The organism is Vibrio sp. Hep-1b-8, assembly GCF_006124995.1.
GTDB lineage: Bacteria > Pseudomonadota > Gammaproteobacteria > Enterobacterales > Vibrionaceae > Vibrio.
The window spans coordinates 59880-76475 of record NZ_QEWN01000002.1 but is presented as its reverse complement, the minus strand read 5'-3'; the positions used below and the strand labels follow the sequence as shown (position 1 = coordinate 76475).

Here is a 16596-nt window from a genome sequence, read left to right as displayed (position 1 = left end):
GCCTGACTTGAGATCAGATTAAGAGAATTACACATGACTGAGAAAGCATTCGTACCAGAGCTACTGTCACCTGCAGGTAGCCTTAAAAACATGCGTTACGCATTTGCCTACGGCGCAGACGCGGTATACGCAGGCCAGCCTCGTTACAGCCTTCGCGTACGTAACAACGAGTTCAACCACGAGAACCTACAAATTGGTATCGACGAAGCACATGCCCAAGGCAAAAAGCTTTACGTGGTATGCAACATCCAACCGCACAACTCTAAGCTAAAAACTTTCATCCGCGACCTTAAGCCGGTTGTAGAGATGGGCCCTGACGCACTAATCATGTCTGACCCAGGTCTAATCATGATGGTTCGTGAAGCCTTCCCTGAAATGCCAATTCACCTGTCTGTACAGGCGAACGCAGTAAACTGGGCAACCGTTAAGTTCTGGGCGGCAAACGGCGTTGAGCGTGTGATTGTTTCTCGTGAGCTTTCTCTAGAAGAGATCGAAGAGATCCGCGAACACTGTCCTGAAACGGAACTAGAAGTTTTCGTTCACGGTGCACTATGTATGGCTTACTCTGGCCGCTGCCTACTGTCTGGCTACATCAACAAACGTGATCCTAACCAAGGTACATGTACGAACGCATGTCGTTGGGAATACAAGGTTGAGCAAGGCAAAGAGAACGACACTGGCGATATCGTTGAGAAGTTCGACCCTGCTCAAGCACAAGCGGTTGAAGTCCAAGACGAGCGTCCAGAAACGACCATTGGTCGTGGAAAACCAACCGATGAAGTTGTGTTACTGTCTGAAGCGCACCGTCCAGAAGAGAAGATGGCCGCGTATGAAGATGAGCACGGCACTTACATCATGAACTCTAAAGACCTACGTGCGGTTCAACACGTAGAGCGTCTGACGAAGATGGGTGTTCACTCACTTAAAATCGAAGGTCGTACTAAGTCTTTCTACTACTGTGCACGTACTGCTCAGGTTTACCGCAAAGCGATCGATGACGCTGTTGCTGGCAAACCATTTGATGAGAGCCTAATGGGTACACTAGAGAGCTTGGCACACCGTGGTTACACGGAAGGTTTCCTACGTCGTCACACTCATGATGCATACCAAAACTATGACTACGGTTACTCGGTATCTGACGCTCAGCAGTTCGTGGGAGAGTTCACAGGTAAACGTCGTGGTGACCTTGCAGAAGTAGAAGTGAAGAACAAATTCGTTGTTGGTGACAGCTTAGAGCTAATGACACCAAAAGGTAACGTTATCTTCACGCTTGAAGCGATGGAAAACCGTAAATCAGAGCAAATCGAAGACGCAAAAGGAAATGGCCATTTCGTATTCATTCCAGTACCACAAGATATGGATCTGGAATACGGCCTGTTAATGCGTAACCTAAATGCAGGTCAGGATACCCGTAACCCAACGGGTAAGTAATCATGGCATTGCTCATTACTGACAAGTGCATTAACTGCGATATGTGTGACCCTGAGTGCCCAAATGGTGCTATTTCTATGGGTGACTCTATCTTTGAAATCGATCCTGATTTATGTACTGAATGTAAAGGCCACTACGAAAAGCCTACGTGTCAGTCAGTATGCCCGATAACAAAGTGTATCATTACTGACCCTAATCACGTTGAAACCGAAGAAGAGTTACTAGAGAAATTCGTGATTATTCAAGGTTTAGCTTAATTAGAAACGCCGCTCACTGAGCGGCGTTTTCATTTCTGGTCGATTATTTATAGCTCAGCTCTGTCGCTTTACCTTTAAAGATCCGATAGACCGCAAAGGTGTAGAGTAAAATCATCGGTATAACGATCATCACACCATACCCGACAATCATCAAAGTAGCGGGCGACGAAGCCGCCTCCTTCGCGGTCATGACACCTGGAACCACTTCAGGGAAAAAGCTGTACGCCAAACCAAGGAAACTAAGGGCGAAAATCAGCGTAACACCAAAGAAGGGCCAGCGAACACCAAGGTCATTTACCATAGGTACTTGACGCAAATAACGGTCGACAAGAAAGATGGTCGCTAATACCACAAGTGGAATCGGAGCAAGCAGCAGCACCTCAGGGAAGCTAAACCATCGCAAAGCGACTTGTTCACTCACCACTGGATTGACAACACTCACCACTAAAATCCCTAGAGCAGCAAGCCAACCCGCACGTCTCGACCAACGAGCCGATCGGATCTGTAACTCCCCTTCCGTTTTAAGTACCAACCAAGCTCCACCAATGTACACGTAGGCTGCGGTTACACATAATGCGCTTAACCATGCAAAACCCAACGCTTCTGTGCTTTGCTCAAAGCCCATAATGTAACGACCGACCATATAACCTTGAGTCAGCGAAGTCACCAATGAGCCAATCCTAAAACACCAATCCCAACGACTTTTGTGGTCAGCATTGGCTTTGGCTCTAAAGTCAAACGAAACGCCACGCATGATAAGAGCAATCAACATGATCGCTGTTGGCAAATAGAGCTCGGTAAGAATCAAACTGTGAGCGGCAGGGAACGCGATCAACAAAATACCGACCGCTAGCACCAACCATGTTTCATTGGCATCCCAAAATGGCCCTATTGATGCAATCATACGATCGCGTTGAGCTTCATTATCGCTCGGCAGAAGAATACCAACGCCTAAATCGTAGCCATCTAATACAGCATACATAAAGACTGAAAAACCCAGCAACAAAAGATAAATTTCCGGTAAATAGTCGAGCATGATTAAGCCTCTTTAGCCGTGAGTGATACTTGGTGTGCTGCCACATCTTTACGTGCCAGATAAAACAGAGTATGAATGTACGCGACCAGCAATAACGCATAGATCACCAAGTACATTGCCAGTGAGATCATGACACTACTACTTTCAACCGTCGTGACCGCTTCGGATGTTCGCAACACACCACTCACTAACCAAGGCTGTCTGCCAATCTCAGTCACGTACCAACCTGCCAATGTGGCAATCCAACCGGAAAATGTCATCGCTAGCACGGTAAACAAATAAGGTTTCGGCAGCGCTTTTTTTCGCACCAGTTTGACCGTTCCAAACCAACTAACCAGCAACATAAGAACGCCGACACCAACCATGATTCTAAAACCAAAGAACAATGGTTGGACGGGAGGATGATCAGGAGCAAACTCATTGAGCCCGAAGATTTCCCCATCTAAATCGTGGGTCAATATCAGGCTGGCAAGCTTAGGAATCCCGACAGCAAAATCATTGCTTCGCGTCTCTTCATTTGGCATCGCAAACAGCAGCAAAGGCGCGCCTTTTTCGGTTTCCCAAACACCTTCCATCGCAGCTATCTTGGCAGGTTGGTGCTCTAGGGTATTGAGCCCATGGAGATCGCCAACCAATATTTGCAGTGGGATGAAGCCTGCTGCTGCAAACAGAGACACTTTCAAGCCCAACTTGGCCGCTCGATGGTTCGGCTGCTTTAGCACTTGGTAAGCGGAAATGCCTGCGATGAGGAAACTGGCGGTCAATGCTGAAGCAAGCAAAGTATGCGCAAAACGGTAAGGCAATGAAGGATTGAGGATCACTTCTTTCCAACTGGTGACATGCACAATGCCATCAATCACTTCATAGCCACTTGGCGTGTGCATCCAACTGTTCAGGACAAGAATCCAAAATGCTGACATGCTGGTTCCTATCGCAACTAAAACCGTTGCAAGTGTGTGGAACCAATCAGGGACTCGACCACGACCAAACAACATCACACCGAGGAAGGTCGCCTCCATAAAGAACGCTGTCATCACTTCATAGCCAAGCAGCGGCCCTGCAACATTGCCAACTCGCTCCATAAATCCAGGCCAGTTGGTACCAAACTGGAAGCTCATCGTGATGCCTGACACAACGCCTAATGCAAACGTCAAGGCAAAGACCTTAACCCAGAAGTAATAGACATCCAGCCAAACGGGGGCCTGAGTGCGGTTATAGCGCCACTTAAAAAACACCAGCATCCAAGCTAAAGCAATCGTGATGGTGGGAAAAAGAATATGAAAACTGATATTTGCTGCGAACTGGATTCGAGACAGCATGAGGGTATCTAACATCTTGGGTCCTCAAAGACTCGTCGTACATTTTAGAGTATTAAGCTGTAATTTAATTACGTAAAAATCGACGAATTGGATTCATTCAAAGAGAAAAGCCGTGAAATGGCCCATCTCTGACAATGATTTATATCAAGTTGAGGAAGGAAATGAGTGGAGTAAATTATCTCAAAAGTCAACAAAAAGCCGCTAAAGGTATCAATAAGAAAGCAAATGTAACCATTGGGATGAGTGAAAGTGGACTCTTCGAGTATTCCTAACTTTGACTATGGTATATGTGAAATAAAATTACAAAAACTAGATGAAATATAGGGTTATTAATATGTCAGCTCCCTATACTTTCCAACAGCTCAACACACTGACTGGGAAGCACCTTAGGTTTCTTCTTTTTGGGTTTGCTACTGCTCACTTTAGGGGCTGCGGGTTTAGGCTGCGGCTTCCAACTCATTAGCTCTGCACCACAACCATCACCTTTAGGCGGCTCAGCTTGAGGTTTGCAGTTCTGGCTCCCTTCAGGACAGTTCAAGCGTACGTGCATATGGTAATGATGCCCCCACCATGGACGAACTTTTCGCAGCCACTCTCGCTCGCTGCTTTGTTCAGTCGCGCATAATTTCTCTTTGATCACTGGATGGACAAAGATACGCGCTACCTGCTCATCACTGGCAGCAAACTTCACTAATTCGAAATGACGTTCATCCCAGTTGTGTTTGAGTAGTTGATACTGCTCTAAGTTGACTACGCTGTGAGGCGTCGGCTTCGCTAACTGTGGCTCAGAAAGTGGCGTATCCGCAAATTTAAGCCAAATATCGATATCTAACCCAGTTTGGTGGCTAGAATGCCCTGATGAAAAGCGCCCACCTTGTGGCAAGGAGATATCACCGATCAAGATATTAGTTTTTAGCTCATTACGTGACAGATCAGCTAAACGCTCAATAAAACCGATCGCATTAGGGTGACCATAGTAACGCTCACGTTGACTACGGATAACTTGATAGCCCTCCCCTTGTAGCGGTAAAGCTGCGCCACCGGACAAACAGCCATTGGCGTAGCTGCCAATGGCTTGAGGTGAACCATTTGAAGGGGCGTCTATATTCTCCCACGGAGTCGCGGCTACCGAGGAAGCAAAGGGTAAAGAAGAGCATAACAAAAGCAGTTTACGCCATGTGTCTAGACTAACCTGCATTGTTTTCTCCTCTTACTTGAAGTGATTAATTGAGCGAATTAGTAATGCTCGCCATTGTCGTAATAGCCTTTGGCGTCAAGCGCTGTAAAAATCACCGCGACATCGACATCTTCACCAATCACACCACGAATCTGCGACGTCACCGCTTTAGCGACGGCATCCTGAACTTCTTGGCCACGATCAAACCACAACACCTCAACAAACGGATAAGCACTGCTCACCTCCCCTTCGTGGAAGAATGTTGAATAGATATATTCAAAGGTAAAATCTTCACGAGGGCAGTCCATCAAAGGCTGAAGCTCATCAATTAGCGGCTTAGATAGCGCTTGTACTGTCTGCGGCTCTACTGCTCGAAAACGTAAGTGTGGCATAATTTGCTTCCTATTGATTATTTTCATTCATCATAGCAAGTTATTACTCTAAGTCTGTAGCCTCTATTTTAAGTGTGCGACAAGATCGCACAATATTCACCCAATACATTTACTCTGCTCAATCACGAGACATAAAGCGCAATGAAATGATCTCACCATCACTGATTAACTCAGCACTCCACAGCGAAGATTGCCATACCAGTTTCCTCAGTGCGGTTTGAGGGTAACGATTGATAAATTGCACTAACGCTGCGTTGACCTCGCTAACTGAATGTTGAGAGCTCTGTTGCGAGATATCAAAGCGTTCGCCCATGATGTCTACGCTCAGTAAAGAAAAGCCATCACTACGCAGGTTGAGTTGCAGCTGAGATAACTGGTGGGTAGAGAATTCACTAAATAGCTCAATCTCAAGCTCAGACTGCGACACTACCGCCTCGGCAAAGTAACTTCCTCGATAATAAGCGAGCTTATCCTCACACCACGTTTGCTCATCACACTCTTGCCATGAGTCGCGAATGTTTTGTGCAAGGGTATTGGGATGACTGGATAGCGTTAAAGTATTTGCTGATACATTAAGGACAACCAAGGCAATAAAAGCCGTAAACCATCGCATTCATAACTCCGTTAAAACAACAAAGCCGCTGAATAACAGCGGCTTTGATTAAGATCTTTGACTCAATACCTTATGGCATCTCATCAAACTCTGCACCCTCTTTTTCTACTTGAGGTGGCATTAAGTGTTCTTTGGTAATACCCAGTTTCAATGCCAGCGCCGAAGCAACGTAGATTGAAGAGTAAGTACCGACTGTAATACCTAGTAGAAGAGCGGTTGCGAAACCGTGGATCATAGCCCCACCCTGTACAAACAGAGCGATAACTACAAAGAGTGTAGTACCAGAGGTAATCAAGGTACGGCTCAATGTTTGTGTAATTGAGCTGTTCATGATCTCTGATGGTTCACCCTTACGTATCTTGCGGAAGTTTTCACGGATACGGTCAAATACAACAATGGTATCGTTGAGCGAGTAACCGACAACCGTCAGCAAGGCTGCAACGATAGTCAGATCAACCTCGATTTGCATCATAGAGAACACGCCCAGTGTGATAATAACGTCGTGTGCTAGTGCTAATACCGCACCAGCAGCGAGACGCCATTCAAAACGCACTGAAACGTAAATCAGGATACAGATAAGCGAAACTAAAATCGCTAGACCACCAGCTTCCGTGAGTTCATCACCTACGTTAGGACCAACGAATTCGATACGACGCATCTCAACGTCTTCGCCAGTGCCCTGTTTGATCGCAGAAATAATCTGGTTGCCCAGAGTCTCACCTGCCATATCATCACGAGGACGTAGACGAACCATAACGTCACGTGCACTACCAAAATTCTGAACCGTTGCATCGCCAAAGCCTTTTGCTTCCAGCGCACTGCGGATATCTTCAAGGTTCGCAGGCTGTTCAAAACCTACTTCGATTAGAGTACCGCCCGTAAAATCTAGACCCCAGTTCAACCATTTGGTTGATAGAGTGAAGATTGAAGCACCAATCATCAAAATAGAGAACAAGAATGCGAATTTTGACCAACGCATAAAGTCGATCGTTTTCTCTGCTTTTAGAATCTGAAACATACTAATTCCCAGCCTTAGATCGACAGTTTGTTGATACGTTTACCACCGTAAGCCAGATTCACGATACAACGTGTTCCAACAATGGCTGTAAACATAGAAGTTAAGATACCGATAGACAGAGTCACAGCGAAACCTTTGATTGCGCCGGTACCGACAGCAAACAGAATAATCGCAGTAATCAAGGTCGTGATGTTCGCATCGGCAATCGTACTGAATGCGTTAGCGTAACCTTGGTGGATCGCTTGCTGCGGGCTGCGACCATCACGTAACTCTTCGCGAATACGCTCAAAGATCAGTACGTTCGCATCGACGGCCATACCGACAGTCAGAACGATACCGGCAATACCTGGTAAGGTCATGGTTGCACCTGGGATCATCGACATAACGCCGATAATCAACACAAGGTTTGCCATTAAAGCGACGTTAGCAATCAGACCAAACTTACGGTAGTACATCAGAGTAAAGAGCATAACTGCCACCATACCCCAAACCATTGCTTGGATACCCATGTCGATGTTCTGCTGACCCATTGAAGGACCAATAGTACGCTCTTCGACAATAGAAATAGGCGCGATTAGGGCACCCGCACGTAGTAATAGTGCTAGGTTATGTGCTTCAGCCGCAGAATCAATACCAGTAATACGGAAGTTACGGCCTAGCGCAGATTGAATCGTCGCTTGGTTAATCACTTCTTCATACTTAGTCAGAATCACTTTGCCTTCAGGAGTACGACGACCACTGTCTTTGTACTCAGCAAACACGGTCGCCATTAGCTTACCAATGTTCTGACGAGAGAAAGCCGACATCTTGTTACCACCTTCGCTATCTAGCGAGATGTTAACCTGAGGGCGACCGTACTCATCAACACTTGAGCTTGCATCCGTGATGCTCGAACCGCCTAAGATGACGCGTTTCTTAAGCACCACAGGACGGCCGTCACGATCTTGTTTGATTTCACTGCCTGCTGGCGCGCGACCACTAGCCGCCGCAGCCAAATCAGCTTTAGCATCAACTTCACGGAACTCTAACGTTGCCGTCGCACCAAGAATCTCTTTCGCTCGAGCTGTATCTTGAACACCTGGAAGCTCAACAACGATGCGGCTTGCACCTTGACGTTGAACCAATGGCTCAGCAACACCCAGTTCGTTAACACGGTTACGCAGAATCGTGATGTTCTGCTCGACAGCGTAGTTGCGAATTTCAGTTAGACGTTGCTCAGTAAAAGTAGCAATGAGAGCAAAACGACCCTCAGACACGGAATCAGTAAAGAGCATGTCTGGGTGGTTTTTCTCAAGAATGCGCTGAGCTTCGGCTAGTTGTTCTTCATTGCGCAGTAGTACTTCAACCGCGTTCTTGCCTGAAGGGCGAATCGAACGATAGCGTACTTTTTCTTCGCGAAGTTCACTGCGGAAGGCTTCTTCCTGCTGACCAATCAGCTTTTCCATCGCAGCGTCCATATCCACTTCCATCAAGAAGTGAACACCACCACGTAGGTCAAGGCCTAGCTTCATCGGCGCAGCGCCAATGGATTCAAGCCAGTCTGGCGTTGCAGGAGCGAGGTTAAGAGCAACAATTATATCGTTGCCCATCGCTTCGCTGATAACATCACGAGCACTGATTTGCGTATCAGTGTCGTTAAAACGTACAAGAATAGATCCATTCTCTAGAGCAATGGATTTATGAGATAAGCCCTGTTTATCAAGAGCTTGAGTGACAGAATCCAGCGTCGACATATCTACAGAGGCGCCACGCGCCCCTGTAACTTGAATTGCCGGATCTTCACCGTAGATATTCGGAAGTGCATACAATGCTGCGATAGCGATGGTAAACACCACCATCAGGTACTTCCACAACGGGTAGCGGTTAAGCACAGCGAGGATCCTTAAGCTGTTTTATAGAGATTTCAGCGTACCTTTTGGTAGCACTGCTGTAACGAAGTCTTTTTTGATAACAACTTCGTTATTGGTGTTTAGCTCGATCGAGATGTAGTCGTTGTCTTCAGCGATCTTAGTAATTTTACCGACTAGACCACCGCTGGTTAGAACTTCATCACCTTTACCCATCGACGCCATTAGGCTTTTATGCTCTTTTACACGCTTAGCTTGTGGACGGTAGATCATGAAGTAGAAGATCACCGCAAACATACCTAGCATGATTAGCATTTCGAAACCGCCACCTGCTGGTGCACCTTCAGCTGCTGCGTGAGCTTGAGAAATAAACATTAAAATATCCTCTATTATTATTTATTAATATCCAAGTTGGGCATTTGCGATTTAGTTTCAAGTCTGAGAGTGACCAATAGCGATCACTCTCTCAAAAATAGCTTGCGTTTGCCTACTTTATTAGCAAAAGCCTCTGGCGTAATGCCAAAGGCTTTAATTCATTAAATCTGTCGATTACTGCTCTTTTGCTAGTGGCGGTACTTCACGGCCACGACGCTCATAGAACTCTTTCACGAACTCATCAAAACGATCTTCGTCAATCGCGTTACGAATGCTTTCCATCAAGCGTTGGTAGTAACGTAGGTTGTGGATCGTGTTTAGACGGGCACCCAGAATCTCGTTACAACGCTCTAAGTGGTGAAGGTACGACTTAGAGTAGTTCTGACAAGTGTAACAGTCACAGTGCGGATCTAGCGCTGTTGTATCTGTTTTGTGTTTCGCATTACGGATCTTGATCACACCGCCAGTCACAAATAGGTGACCATTACGTGCATTACGCGTTGGCATTACACAGTCAAACATATCGATACCACGGCGCACACCTTCAACTAAGTCTTCAGGTTTGCCTACACCCATCAGGTAACGAGGCTTGTCTTCTGGTAGCTGAGGACATGTGTGCTCAAGGATGCGGTGCATGTCTTCTTTAGGTTCACCTACTGCCAAACCGCCTACTGCATAACCATCAAAACCGATTTCAGTTAGACCTTTAACCGACACATCACGTAGATCTTCGTAAACACCACCCTGAACGATACCAAATAGGTTGTTTGGGTTCTCTAGTTTGTCGAAATGGTCACGTGAACGCTGCGCCCAACGTAGCGACATTTCCATCGATTTCTTCGCTTCATCATGTGTTGCTGGGTATGGCGTACACTCGTCGAAGATCATAACAATGTCTGAACCTAGGTCTTTTTGGATTTCCATCGACTTTTCAGCGTCCATGAAGATCTTGTCACCGTTTACCGGGTTACGGAAGTGAACACCTTGCTCAGTGATGGTACGCATCTTACCTAAGCTGAACACTTGGAAACCGCCTGAATCAGTAAGAATAGGACCTTGCCAGTTCATAAAATCGTGCAGATCACCGTGCATTTTCATCACTTCCTGACCAGGACGTAGCCATAGGTGGAAAGTGTTACCTAGCAGGATTTCAGCACCAGTGCCTTTTACTTCTTCCGGCGTCATACCTTTAACAGTACCGTAAGTACCTACTGGCATAAATGCAGGTGTTTGAACTGTGCCACGTTCAAAGGTCAGTTGACCACGACGCGCAACACCGTCTTTCTTTTTAAGATCGAATTTTAACTTCACGAAGCCTCCGGTTGTCAGAGAAACAGTCTGACATTAAGTTCAGAGCATTAAGCTCTATGAGGAGCGGTCGCCTTCCATGCGAGAGACAAAGCATCCTTCTGCTTTGCTTCCTAGCTTACTGCTAGCACTCGTAAATTGTTTAAGTCTCTAGTCTCTAGTCTCTAGTCTCTAGTCTCTAGTCTCTAGTCTCTAGTCTCTAGATTTCAGTTTCTAGCGACTAGGAACTCGTAGCTAGTTTCTTTTTTATAAACATCGAATCACCGTAAGAGAAGAAGCGATACTTGTTCTCCACCGCGTGCTTATAAGCGTTCATTGTATTCTCGTAACCTGCGAACGCACTGACCAACATAATCAGTGTCGACTCTGGCAGGTGGAAGTTAGTAATCAAACAGTCTACTAACTGATATTGGTAACCTGGGTAGATGAAGATCTCGGTATCACCAAAGAAAGGAACTAACTCTGTCCCCTTCTTAATCGCATCTTGCGCTGCGCTTTCTAGCGAACGTACCGATGTTGTACCCACTGCGATAATTCGGCCACCACGTGCTTTCGTCGCATTAATTGCATCGACGACTTCCTGAGGTACTTCAACGTATTCAGCGTGCATGTGGTGATCATGAATATCATCAACTTTCACTGGCTGGAATGTACCTGCGCCCACATGGAGAGTCACGTAAGCAAACTCCGCACCTTTCGCTTTGATTCTATCCAGCAATGGTTGATCGAAATGCAGACCCGCCGTTGGCGCGGCTACAGCCCCCGGTTTTTGGTTATAAACCGTCTGGTAACGCTCTTTGTCAGAGTCTTCATCTGGGCGATCGATATAAGGAGGAAGAGGCATATGACCAGTCTCTTCCAATACCGCTAGAACATTTTGCTCTGAATTGAACTTCAACTCAAACAACGCATCATGACGCGCGACCATCTGCGCTGAAAACTCATCATTCTCACCAACAAAAATAGTACTTCCCGGCTTCGGTGACTTTGAACAACGCACATGAGCCAGAATGCTTTTCTCATCGATAACCCGTTCAACCAACACCTCAAGCTTGCCACCTGATTCTTTGCGGCCAAACATGCGCGCAGGAATCACTCGAGTGTTGTTGAACACCACTAAATCACCCGGTTGTACTTGCTCCAGTACATCGGTAAATGTGCCATCAACAAGCTCACCCGTATTACCATCCATTTGTAGTAAACGGCTCGCAGTGCGTTCTGGCTGAGGATAACGAGCAATAAGCTCATCCGGTAAGTCAAAATGGAAATCTGATACTTGCATGTTACTAATCTTTTGTCGTGGGTTCTTTATGTGAGTCGAACTGATTCTGTCACAAACAGACGACGAGTTTTTCGCAGCCAGATAGTATATTCCGCATCAGAGCAATATCAAGAAAAGAGATGTGAATTATTGTAATCATTTACGTAATTACAGCTTCTGAGAGTGTTATTTTAGTGCTGAGTTATTCAATAATTGATTTACCACAAAAAAGCAAGGTTATGACAATAAAACGCGATTAGCTCTCATACTCACAGCGAGAAAATTACTATATTTATAAGGTAAAGAACAACTTCAGGAGGCAGCCATGATTAAAGTAGAAGACATGATGACGCGTAGTCCCCATACGCTTCTTCGCTCACATAATCTTGCTGATGCTAAAAGCATGATGGAAGCACTTGATATTCGTCATATCCCCATCATAGACGCAGACAGAAAACTACTTGGAGTCATCTCACAACGTGACGTGCTCGCCGCTCAAGAATCCAGCTTGCAACAGATTCCAGAAAATCAGTCATTCACTCTTAACACACCACTTTACGAAGTCATGAAAACCGGTGTGATGACCGTTGCGCCACAAGCGGGATTAAAAGAGAGCGCTATCTACATGCAAAAACACAAAGTGGGCTGTTTACCCGTGGTAGAAAAGGGTCAACTAGTCGGAATTATCACCGACAGTGACTTTGTCGCTATCGCAATTAACTTACTTGAATTAGAAGAAGAAGTTGAACCTGAAGAGATGGAATAATCGCCCTTTATGCTCAACACTTTCCGGTGCTTACTCTCTGAGAGTAGGCACCTGATGCTACATCCTCTTTGGCTTACCGCTAATTCAGAGCAGGCTACATCTATCTGCCATTGAAAAACACCACATTCACAAACTGAAACTGACTTGTGCAGCACCGCTATACAGGGTTCGAAAAAGGGTACTTGAAACGAGGAATGTAGAAATTACAGGCAAAAAAAGAGCGGTCTGCACCGCTCAAAAGCATGTCAAAGTTTATGCCTAAACAGAATATCTATACCCAAAGGCTAGTGAGTCAAAGCCTGCATTTCTGACTCACTAGGCAGGGTATTAATGGCTAAGGGATTAAAATTGGTCTTCTTCTGTTGAACCTGTCAATGCTGTTACAGAAGAATTACCACCTTGAATTGTGTTGGTCATCTTATCGAAGTAGCCTGTACCCACTTCTTGTTGGTGAGCCACGAATGTGTAGCCTTTCTCAGCAGCTTGGAACTCTGGACGCTGTACTTTCTCAACGTAGTGACGCATGCCTTCGCCTTTCGCGTAGTCGTGAGCAAGTTCGAACATGTTGAACCACATGTTGTGAATACCTGCCAGCGTAATGAACTGGTACTTGTAGCCCATATCAGAAAGCTCTTGCTGGAATTTCGCAATGGTTTCTGCATCTAGGTTCTTCTCCCAGTTGAACGATGGAGAACAGTTGTACGCAAGTAGCTGCTCTGGGTACTCAGCATGAATCGCTTCTGCGAACTTACGCGCTTCTTCTAGACATGGCGTTGCTGTTTCACACCAAATTAAGTCTGCGTATGGCGCGTAAGCTAGACCACGAGAAATCGCTTGGTCAATCCCTGCACGTACACGGTAGAAACCTTCCTGAGTACGCTCACCAACGATAAAGTCTTTGTCGTATGAATCACAGTCAGACGTTAGTAGGTCAGCAGCGTTCGCATCTGTACGAGCGATAACGAGTGTTGTTGTACCAGCAACGTCTGCCGCTAGACGAGCCGCAACCAGTTTTTGAACCGCTTCTTGAGTAGGAACAAGAACTTTACCGCCCATGTGACCACATTTCTTAACAGAAGCAAGTTGGTCTTCAAAGTGAACACCCGCTGCGCCCGCTTCGATCATCGACTTCATCAGTTCGTATGCGTTTAATACGCCACCAAAGCCCGCTTCTGCGTCAGCAACGATTGGTAGGAAGTAATCAACAGCACCTTCATCGGCTGGTGATTTACCGTTAGACCATTGGATTTGGTCCGCACGACGGAATGAGTTGTTAATACGCTTAACGACTGATGGTACAGAGTCTACTGGGTATAGCGATTGGTCTGGGTACATTGTTGATGCAGTGTTGTTGTCTGCAGCAACCTGCCAGCCTGAAAGGTAAATCGCTTCAATACCTGCTTTCGCTTGCTGAACGGCTTGACCGCCAGTCAGTGCGCCCAGACAGTTTACGTAACCCTTCTTAGCATCACCGTTCACCAGTGACCATAGTTTGTCAGCACCACGCTGAGCGATGGTATTTGCAGGTACCATTGAGCCACGTAGTTCAACAACCTCTTCAGCAGTGTAAGGACGTTTTACGTTTTTCCAGCGTGGATTGGTTGCCCAATCTTTTTCTAGAGCTTCAATTTGTTGGCGGCGAGTTAAGTTAGTCATCGGTCTATCCCTCTATTGATGAGCGCTTCTTATGTTGAGTTAACGGGCGCTATGTTTTCCTTTTTCCTTGGCAGTACATCCATCTCTGCCTTAGAACATTCACGTTATTGTTGTGGAGTTTATTTCTAATCCAGGTAGTCGTAACCTGGAATAGTTAAGAAATTGGTTAATTGGTCACTGGTCGTGAGCTCAGTCATCAAGTCCGCAGCTTCTTCGAAGCGACCCGCTTGGTAACGCTCCTCACCCACTTCTTGTTTAACAACGTCAATCTCTTCACTCAGATACTGTTTGAACAGCTCGTTGGTGACGGTTTGCCCGTTGTCCAGCGATTTACCATGTTGAATCCATTGCCAAATCGAAGCACGCGAGATTTCTGCGGTCGCGGCATCTTCCATCAATCCGTAGATAGGCACACAACCGTTACCTGAGATCCACGCTTCGATGTACTGCAAAGCAACACGAATGTTATGGCGCATACCTTGTTCTGTGATGTCACCTTCACACGGTGCAAGAAGGTCTGCCGCTGTCACTGGTGCATCTTGTTCACGAGATACATTGAGCTGATTTGTTCTTGGTCCCAATGCTTGGTCAAATACAGCCAATGCCGTGTCAGCTAATCCAGGGTGTGCAACCCAAGTACCGTCATGACCATTGTTGGCTTCCAGTGATTTGTCGTTATAGACCTTATCCAGCACTTGCTGATTAGTTTGTGGGTCTTTCGCTGGGATAAAGGCGGCCATACCTCCCATAGCGAAAGCACCACGTTTATGACAAGTACGGACAAGTAAACGGGAGTAAGCGTTTAGGAACGGCTTGTCCATTGTCACTACCTGACGGTCAGGAAGAACGCGGTCAGGGTGTTTTTTCAGTGTTTTGATGTAGCTGAAGATGTAGTCCCAGCGACCACAGTTAAGACCAACGATATGTTCTTTTAGTGAAAATAGAATTTCATCCATCTCGAACACAGCGGGTAACGTCTCGATCAGTACGGTTGCCTTGATAGTTCCAGTGTCGAGACCGAAGTATTCTTCCGTAAAGTGGAACACTTCACTCCACCATTTTGCTTCCGTGTGAGACTGAAGCTTTGGAATGTAAAAATAAGGGCCGCTGCCTTTTCTCAACAGACTGGTATAGTTGTTGTAAAAGTAAAGCGCAAAGTCAAACAGGGCCCCAGGGATAATCTGACCGTTGAAAGTAACGTGCTTTTCTTTGAGATGTAGTCCACGTACACGGCAGATAAGAACCGCAGGATCGTCTTCCAACTGGTAGATCTTGCCATTGACTGGATTGGTGTAGCTAATATCACCATTTACCGCATCACGTAAGTTGACTTGGCCATCAAGCACTTTGTCCCACGCTGGAGCTAATGAGTCTTCAAAGTCAGCCATAAACACTTTTACGTTAGCGTTTAGAGCGTTTATCACCATTTTTCGGTCTGTAGGACCTGTGATTTCAACGCGGCGGTCTTGAAGATCTTTAGGGATCCCTTGGATTTTCCAGCTTCCTTCTCTGATATCTTGCGTATCTGTTAGGAAGTCCGGCAGTTCACCAGCGTCAATGCGTGCCTGCTTCTCCTCACGAGCAGCGAGCAGTTCATCAACTCGACCAGCGAACTTTTCACACAGTAGAGATAAGAAGGTTTGGGCTTCAACAGGGAAAATCGCCTGATGCTCTGGTGAAAGGGTACCAGCGACATCAAGCATGCCTTCTTTTAGTAGGGTTTCTTGGGCTTCTACTGTTGTTTTATCTCTTTCTGGTGTGTTGGCAAGCATAATTTCTTCCTTAATATCCTGCTGTATATGAAACCGTCACTGGTTAGCCGCACTTATCTGACACTGCGAACACTTCTGCCGAGCTCGTCACTGTCATTGCTAGCCCACCTCTGTATCGGGTCATTTCGATTCTCGAACGCCCCGATTACATTTGTAACTATCAAACAACAATCAAACTTCCTAACTGATCATTCTCTGAAGAGGTTTCTTGTTCTGTTGGCTGTTAGATTGAATCAGTAAAACATTCATTTCAATCTAGACATAAGTCTTACTGAGCCTTTATTTAACCTATACCAAACATGAGTAGAGTAAAAGTACTAAAGTAAACAAAACGTTAAATTCGAAGTTTTATTCCGCACGTACAAAAG

At 46.0% G+C, this 16596-nt stretch carries 15 protein-coding genes; 3 read left to right on the top strand and 12 right to left on the bottom strand.

What is annotated here, in order from left to right:
* Positions 1-33: 33 nt before the first annotated feature.
* Both yegQ and DA100_RS01095 read left to right on the top strand, forming a co-directional pair.
* Positions 34-1431: a tRNA 5-hydroxyuridine modification protein YegQ gene (gene yegQ / locus DA100_RS01100; RefSeq protein ID WP_138970462.1), complete on the top strand. Its 1398-nt coding sequence runs from the start codon at positions 34-36 to the stop codon at positions 1429-1431.
* A 2-nt stretch (positions 1432-1433) separates the two neighbouring features.
* A complete protein-coding gene (locus tag DA100_RS01095; protein ID WP_045953980.1) occupies positions 1434-1688 on the top strand; it encodes a YfhL family 4Fe-4S dicluster ferredoxin in 255 nt (84 codons plus the stop codon).
* Between the two features lie 43 nt (positions 1689-1731).
* Here DA100_RS01095 and DA100_RS01090 read toward each other — a convergent pair whose 3' ends face one another.
* The 10 genes from DA100_RS01090 to queA form a co-directional block, all read right to left on the bottom strand.
* On the bottom strand, positions 1732-2724 hold the full coding sequence (locus DA100_RS01090) for a cytochrome d ubiquinol oxidase subunit II (protein ID WP_138970461.1): 993 nt from the start codon (positions 2722-2724) through the stop codon (positions 1732-1734).
* A gap of 2 nt (positions 2725-2726) precedes the next feature.
* A complete protein-coding gene (locus tag DA100_RS01085; protein ID WP_138970460.1) occupies positions 2727-4058 on the bottom strand; it encodes a cytochrome ubiquinol oxidase subunit I in 1332 nt (443 codons plus the stop codon).
* A gap of 322 nt (positions 4059-4380) precedes the next feature.
* Complete coding sequence (mepA, locus tag DA100_RS01080) at positions 4381-5241, bottom strand: penicillin-insensitive murein endopeptidase (RefSeq protein ID WP_138970459.1); 861 nt, start codon at positions 5239-5241, stop codon at positions 4381-4383.
* A 38-nt stretch (positions 5242-5279) separates the two neighbouring features.
* Positions 5280-5612 carry a DUF1904 domain-containing protein gene (locus tag DA100_RS01075; RefSeq protein ID WP_138970458.1) on the bottom strand — a complete coding sequence of 111 codons (333 nt, stop codon included), beginning with the start codon at positions 5610-5612 and terminating at the stop codon, positions 5280-5282.
* 118 nt (positions 5613-5730) lie between these two features.
* Complete coding sequence (locus DA100_RS01070) at positions 5731-6225, bottom strand: hypothetical protein (protein ID WP_138970457.1); 495 nt, start codon at positions 6223-6225, stop codon at positions 5731-5733.
* Positions 6226-6295: 70 nt separating this feature from the next.
* Complete coding sequence (secF, locus tag DA100_RS01065) at positions 6296-7243, bottom strand: protein translocase subunit SecF (RefSeq protein WP_138970456.1); 948 nt, start codon at positions 7241-7243, stop codon at positions 6296-6298.
* Between the two features lie 14 nt (positions 7244-7257).
* The gene (secD, locus tag DA100_RS01060) at positions 7258-9114 is read right to left on the bottom strand and encodes a protein translocase subunit SecD (RefSeq protein ID WP_138970455.1); all 1857 of its coding nucleotides are present in this window, start codon (positions 9112-9114) and stop codon (positions 7258-7260) included.
* A gap of 21 nt (positions 9115-9135) precedes the next feature.
* Positions 9136-9465 (bottom strand): preprotein translocase subunit YajC, encoded by a 330-nt coding sequence (gene yajC / locus DA100_RS01055; RefSeq protein WP_138970454.1) that lies wholly within the window; start codon positions 9463-9465, stop codon positions 9136-9138.
* 174 nt (positions 9466-9639) lie between these two features.
* The gene (tgt, locus tag DA100_RS01050) at positions 9640-10776 is read right to left on the bottom strand and encodes a tRNA guanosine(34) transglycosylase Tgt (RefSeq protein WP_006877883.1); all 1137 of its coding nucleotides are present in this window, start codon (positions 10774-10776) and stop codon (positions 9640-9642) included.
* Between the two features lie 217 nt (positions 10777-10993).
* Complete coding sequence (gene queA / locus DA100_RS01045; RefSeq protein ID WP_138970453.1) at positions 10994-12055, bottom strand: tRNA preQ1(34) S-adenosylmethionine ribosyltransferase-isomerase QueA; 1062 nt, start codon at positions 12053-12055, stop codon at positions 10994-10996.
* A gap of 304 nt (positions 12056-12359) precedes the next feature.
* On the opposite strand from queA, the gene DA100_RS01040 reads away from it, so the two are divergent.
* The gene (locus DA100_RS01040) at positions 12360-12800 is read left to right on the top strand and encodes a CBS domain-containing protein (RefSeq protein ID WP_138970452.1); all 441 of its coding nucleotides are present in this window, start codon (positions 12360-12362) and stop codon (positions 12798-12800) included.
* 342 nt (positions 12801-13142) lie between these two features.
* Here the strand turns inward: DA100_RS01040 and aceA are convergent, their stop codons facing one another.
* Positions 13143-14456: an isocitrate lyase gene (gene aceA / locus DA100_RS01035; protein WP_138970451.1), complete on the bottom strand. Its 1314-nt coding sequence runs from the start codon at positions 14454-14456 to the stop codon at positions 13143-13145.
* 125 nt (positions 14457-14581) lie between these two features.
* Positions 14582-16228 carry a malate synthase A gene (aceB, locus tag DA100_RS01030; RefSeq protein ID WP_138970450.1) on the bottom strand — a complete coding sequence of 549 codons (1647 nt, stop codon included), beginning with the start codon at positions 16226-16228 and terminating at the stop codon, positions 14582-14584.
* Between the last annotated feature and the right edge of the window lie 368 nt (positions 16229-16596).

What these genes read in the sequence shown, in the direction of transcription:
- yegQ (WP_138970462.1), top strand. Translation starts at nt 34, where the DNA reads ATGACTGAGAAAGCATTCGTACCAGAGCTACTGTCACCTGCAGGTAGC.
- DA100_RS01095 (WP_045953980.1), top strand. Translation starts at nt 1,434, where the DNA reads ATGGCATTGCTCATTACTGACAAGTGCATTAACTGCGATATGTGTGAC.
- DA100_RS01090 (WP_138970461.1), bottom strand. Translation starts at nt 2,724, where the DNA reads ATGCTCGACTATTTACCGGAAATTTATCTTTTGTTGCTGGGTTTTTCA.
- DA100_RS01085 (WP_138970460.1), bottom strand. Translation starts at nt 4,058, where the DNA reads ATGTTAGATACCCTCATGCTGTCTCGAATCCAGTTCGCAGCAAATATC.
- mepA (WP_138970459.1), bottom strand. Translation starts at nt 5,241, where the DNA reads ATGCAGGTTAGTCTAGACACATGGCGTAAACTGCTTTTGTTATGCTCT.
- DA100_RS01075 (WP_138970458.1), bottom strand. Translation starts at nt 5,612, where the DNA reads ATGCCACACTTACGTTTTCGAGCAGTAGAGCCGCAGACAGTACAAGCG.
- DA100_RS01070 (WP_138970457.1), bottom strand. Translation starts at nt 6,225, where the DNA reads ATGCGATGGTTTACGGCTTTTATTGCCTTGGTTGTCCTTAATGTATCA.
- secF (WP_138970456.1), bottom strand. Translation starts at nt 7,243, where the DNA reads ATGTTTCAGATTCTAAAAGCAGAGAAAACGATCGACTTTATGCGTTGG.
- yajC (WP_138970454.1), bottom strand. Translation starts at nt 9,465, where the DNA reads ATGTTTATTTCTCAAGCTCACGCAGCAGCTGAAGGTGCACCAGCAGGT.
- queA (WP_138970453.1), bottom strand. Translation starts at nt 12,055, where the DNA reads ATGCAAGTATCAGATTTCCATTTTGACTTACCGGATGAGCTTATTGCT.
- DA100_RS01040 (WP_138970452.1), top strand. Translation starts at nt 12,360, where the DNA reads ATGATTAAAGTAGAAGACATGATGACGCGTAGTCCCCATACGCTTCTT.
- aceA (WP_138970451.1), bottom strand. Translation starts at nt 14,456, where the DNA reads ATGACTAACTTAACTCGCCGCCAACAAATTGAAGCTCTAGAAAAAGAT.
- aceB (WP_138970450.1), bottom strand. Translation starts at nt 16,228, where the DNA reads ATGCTTGCCAACACACCAGAAAGAGATAAAACAACAGTAGAAGCCCAA.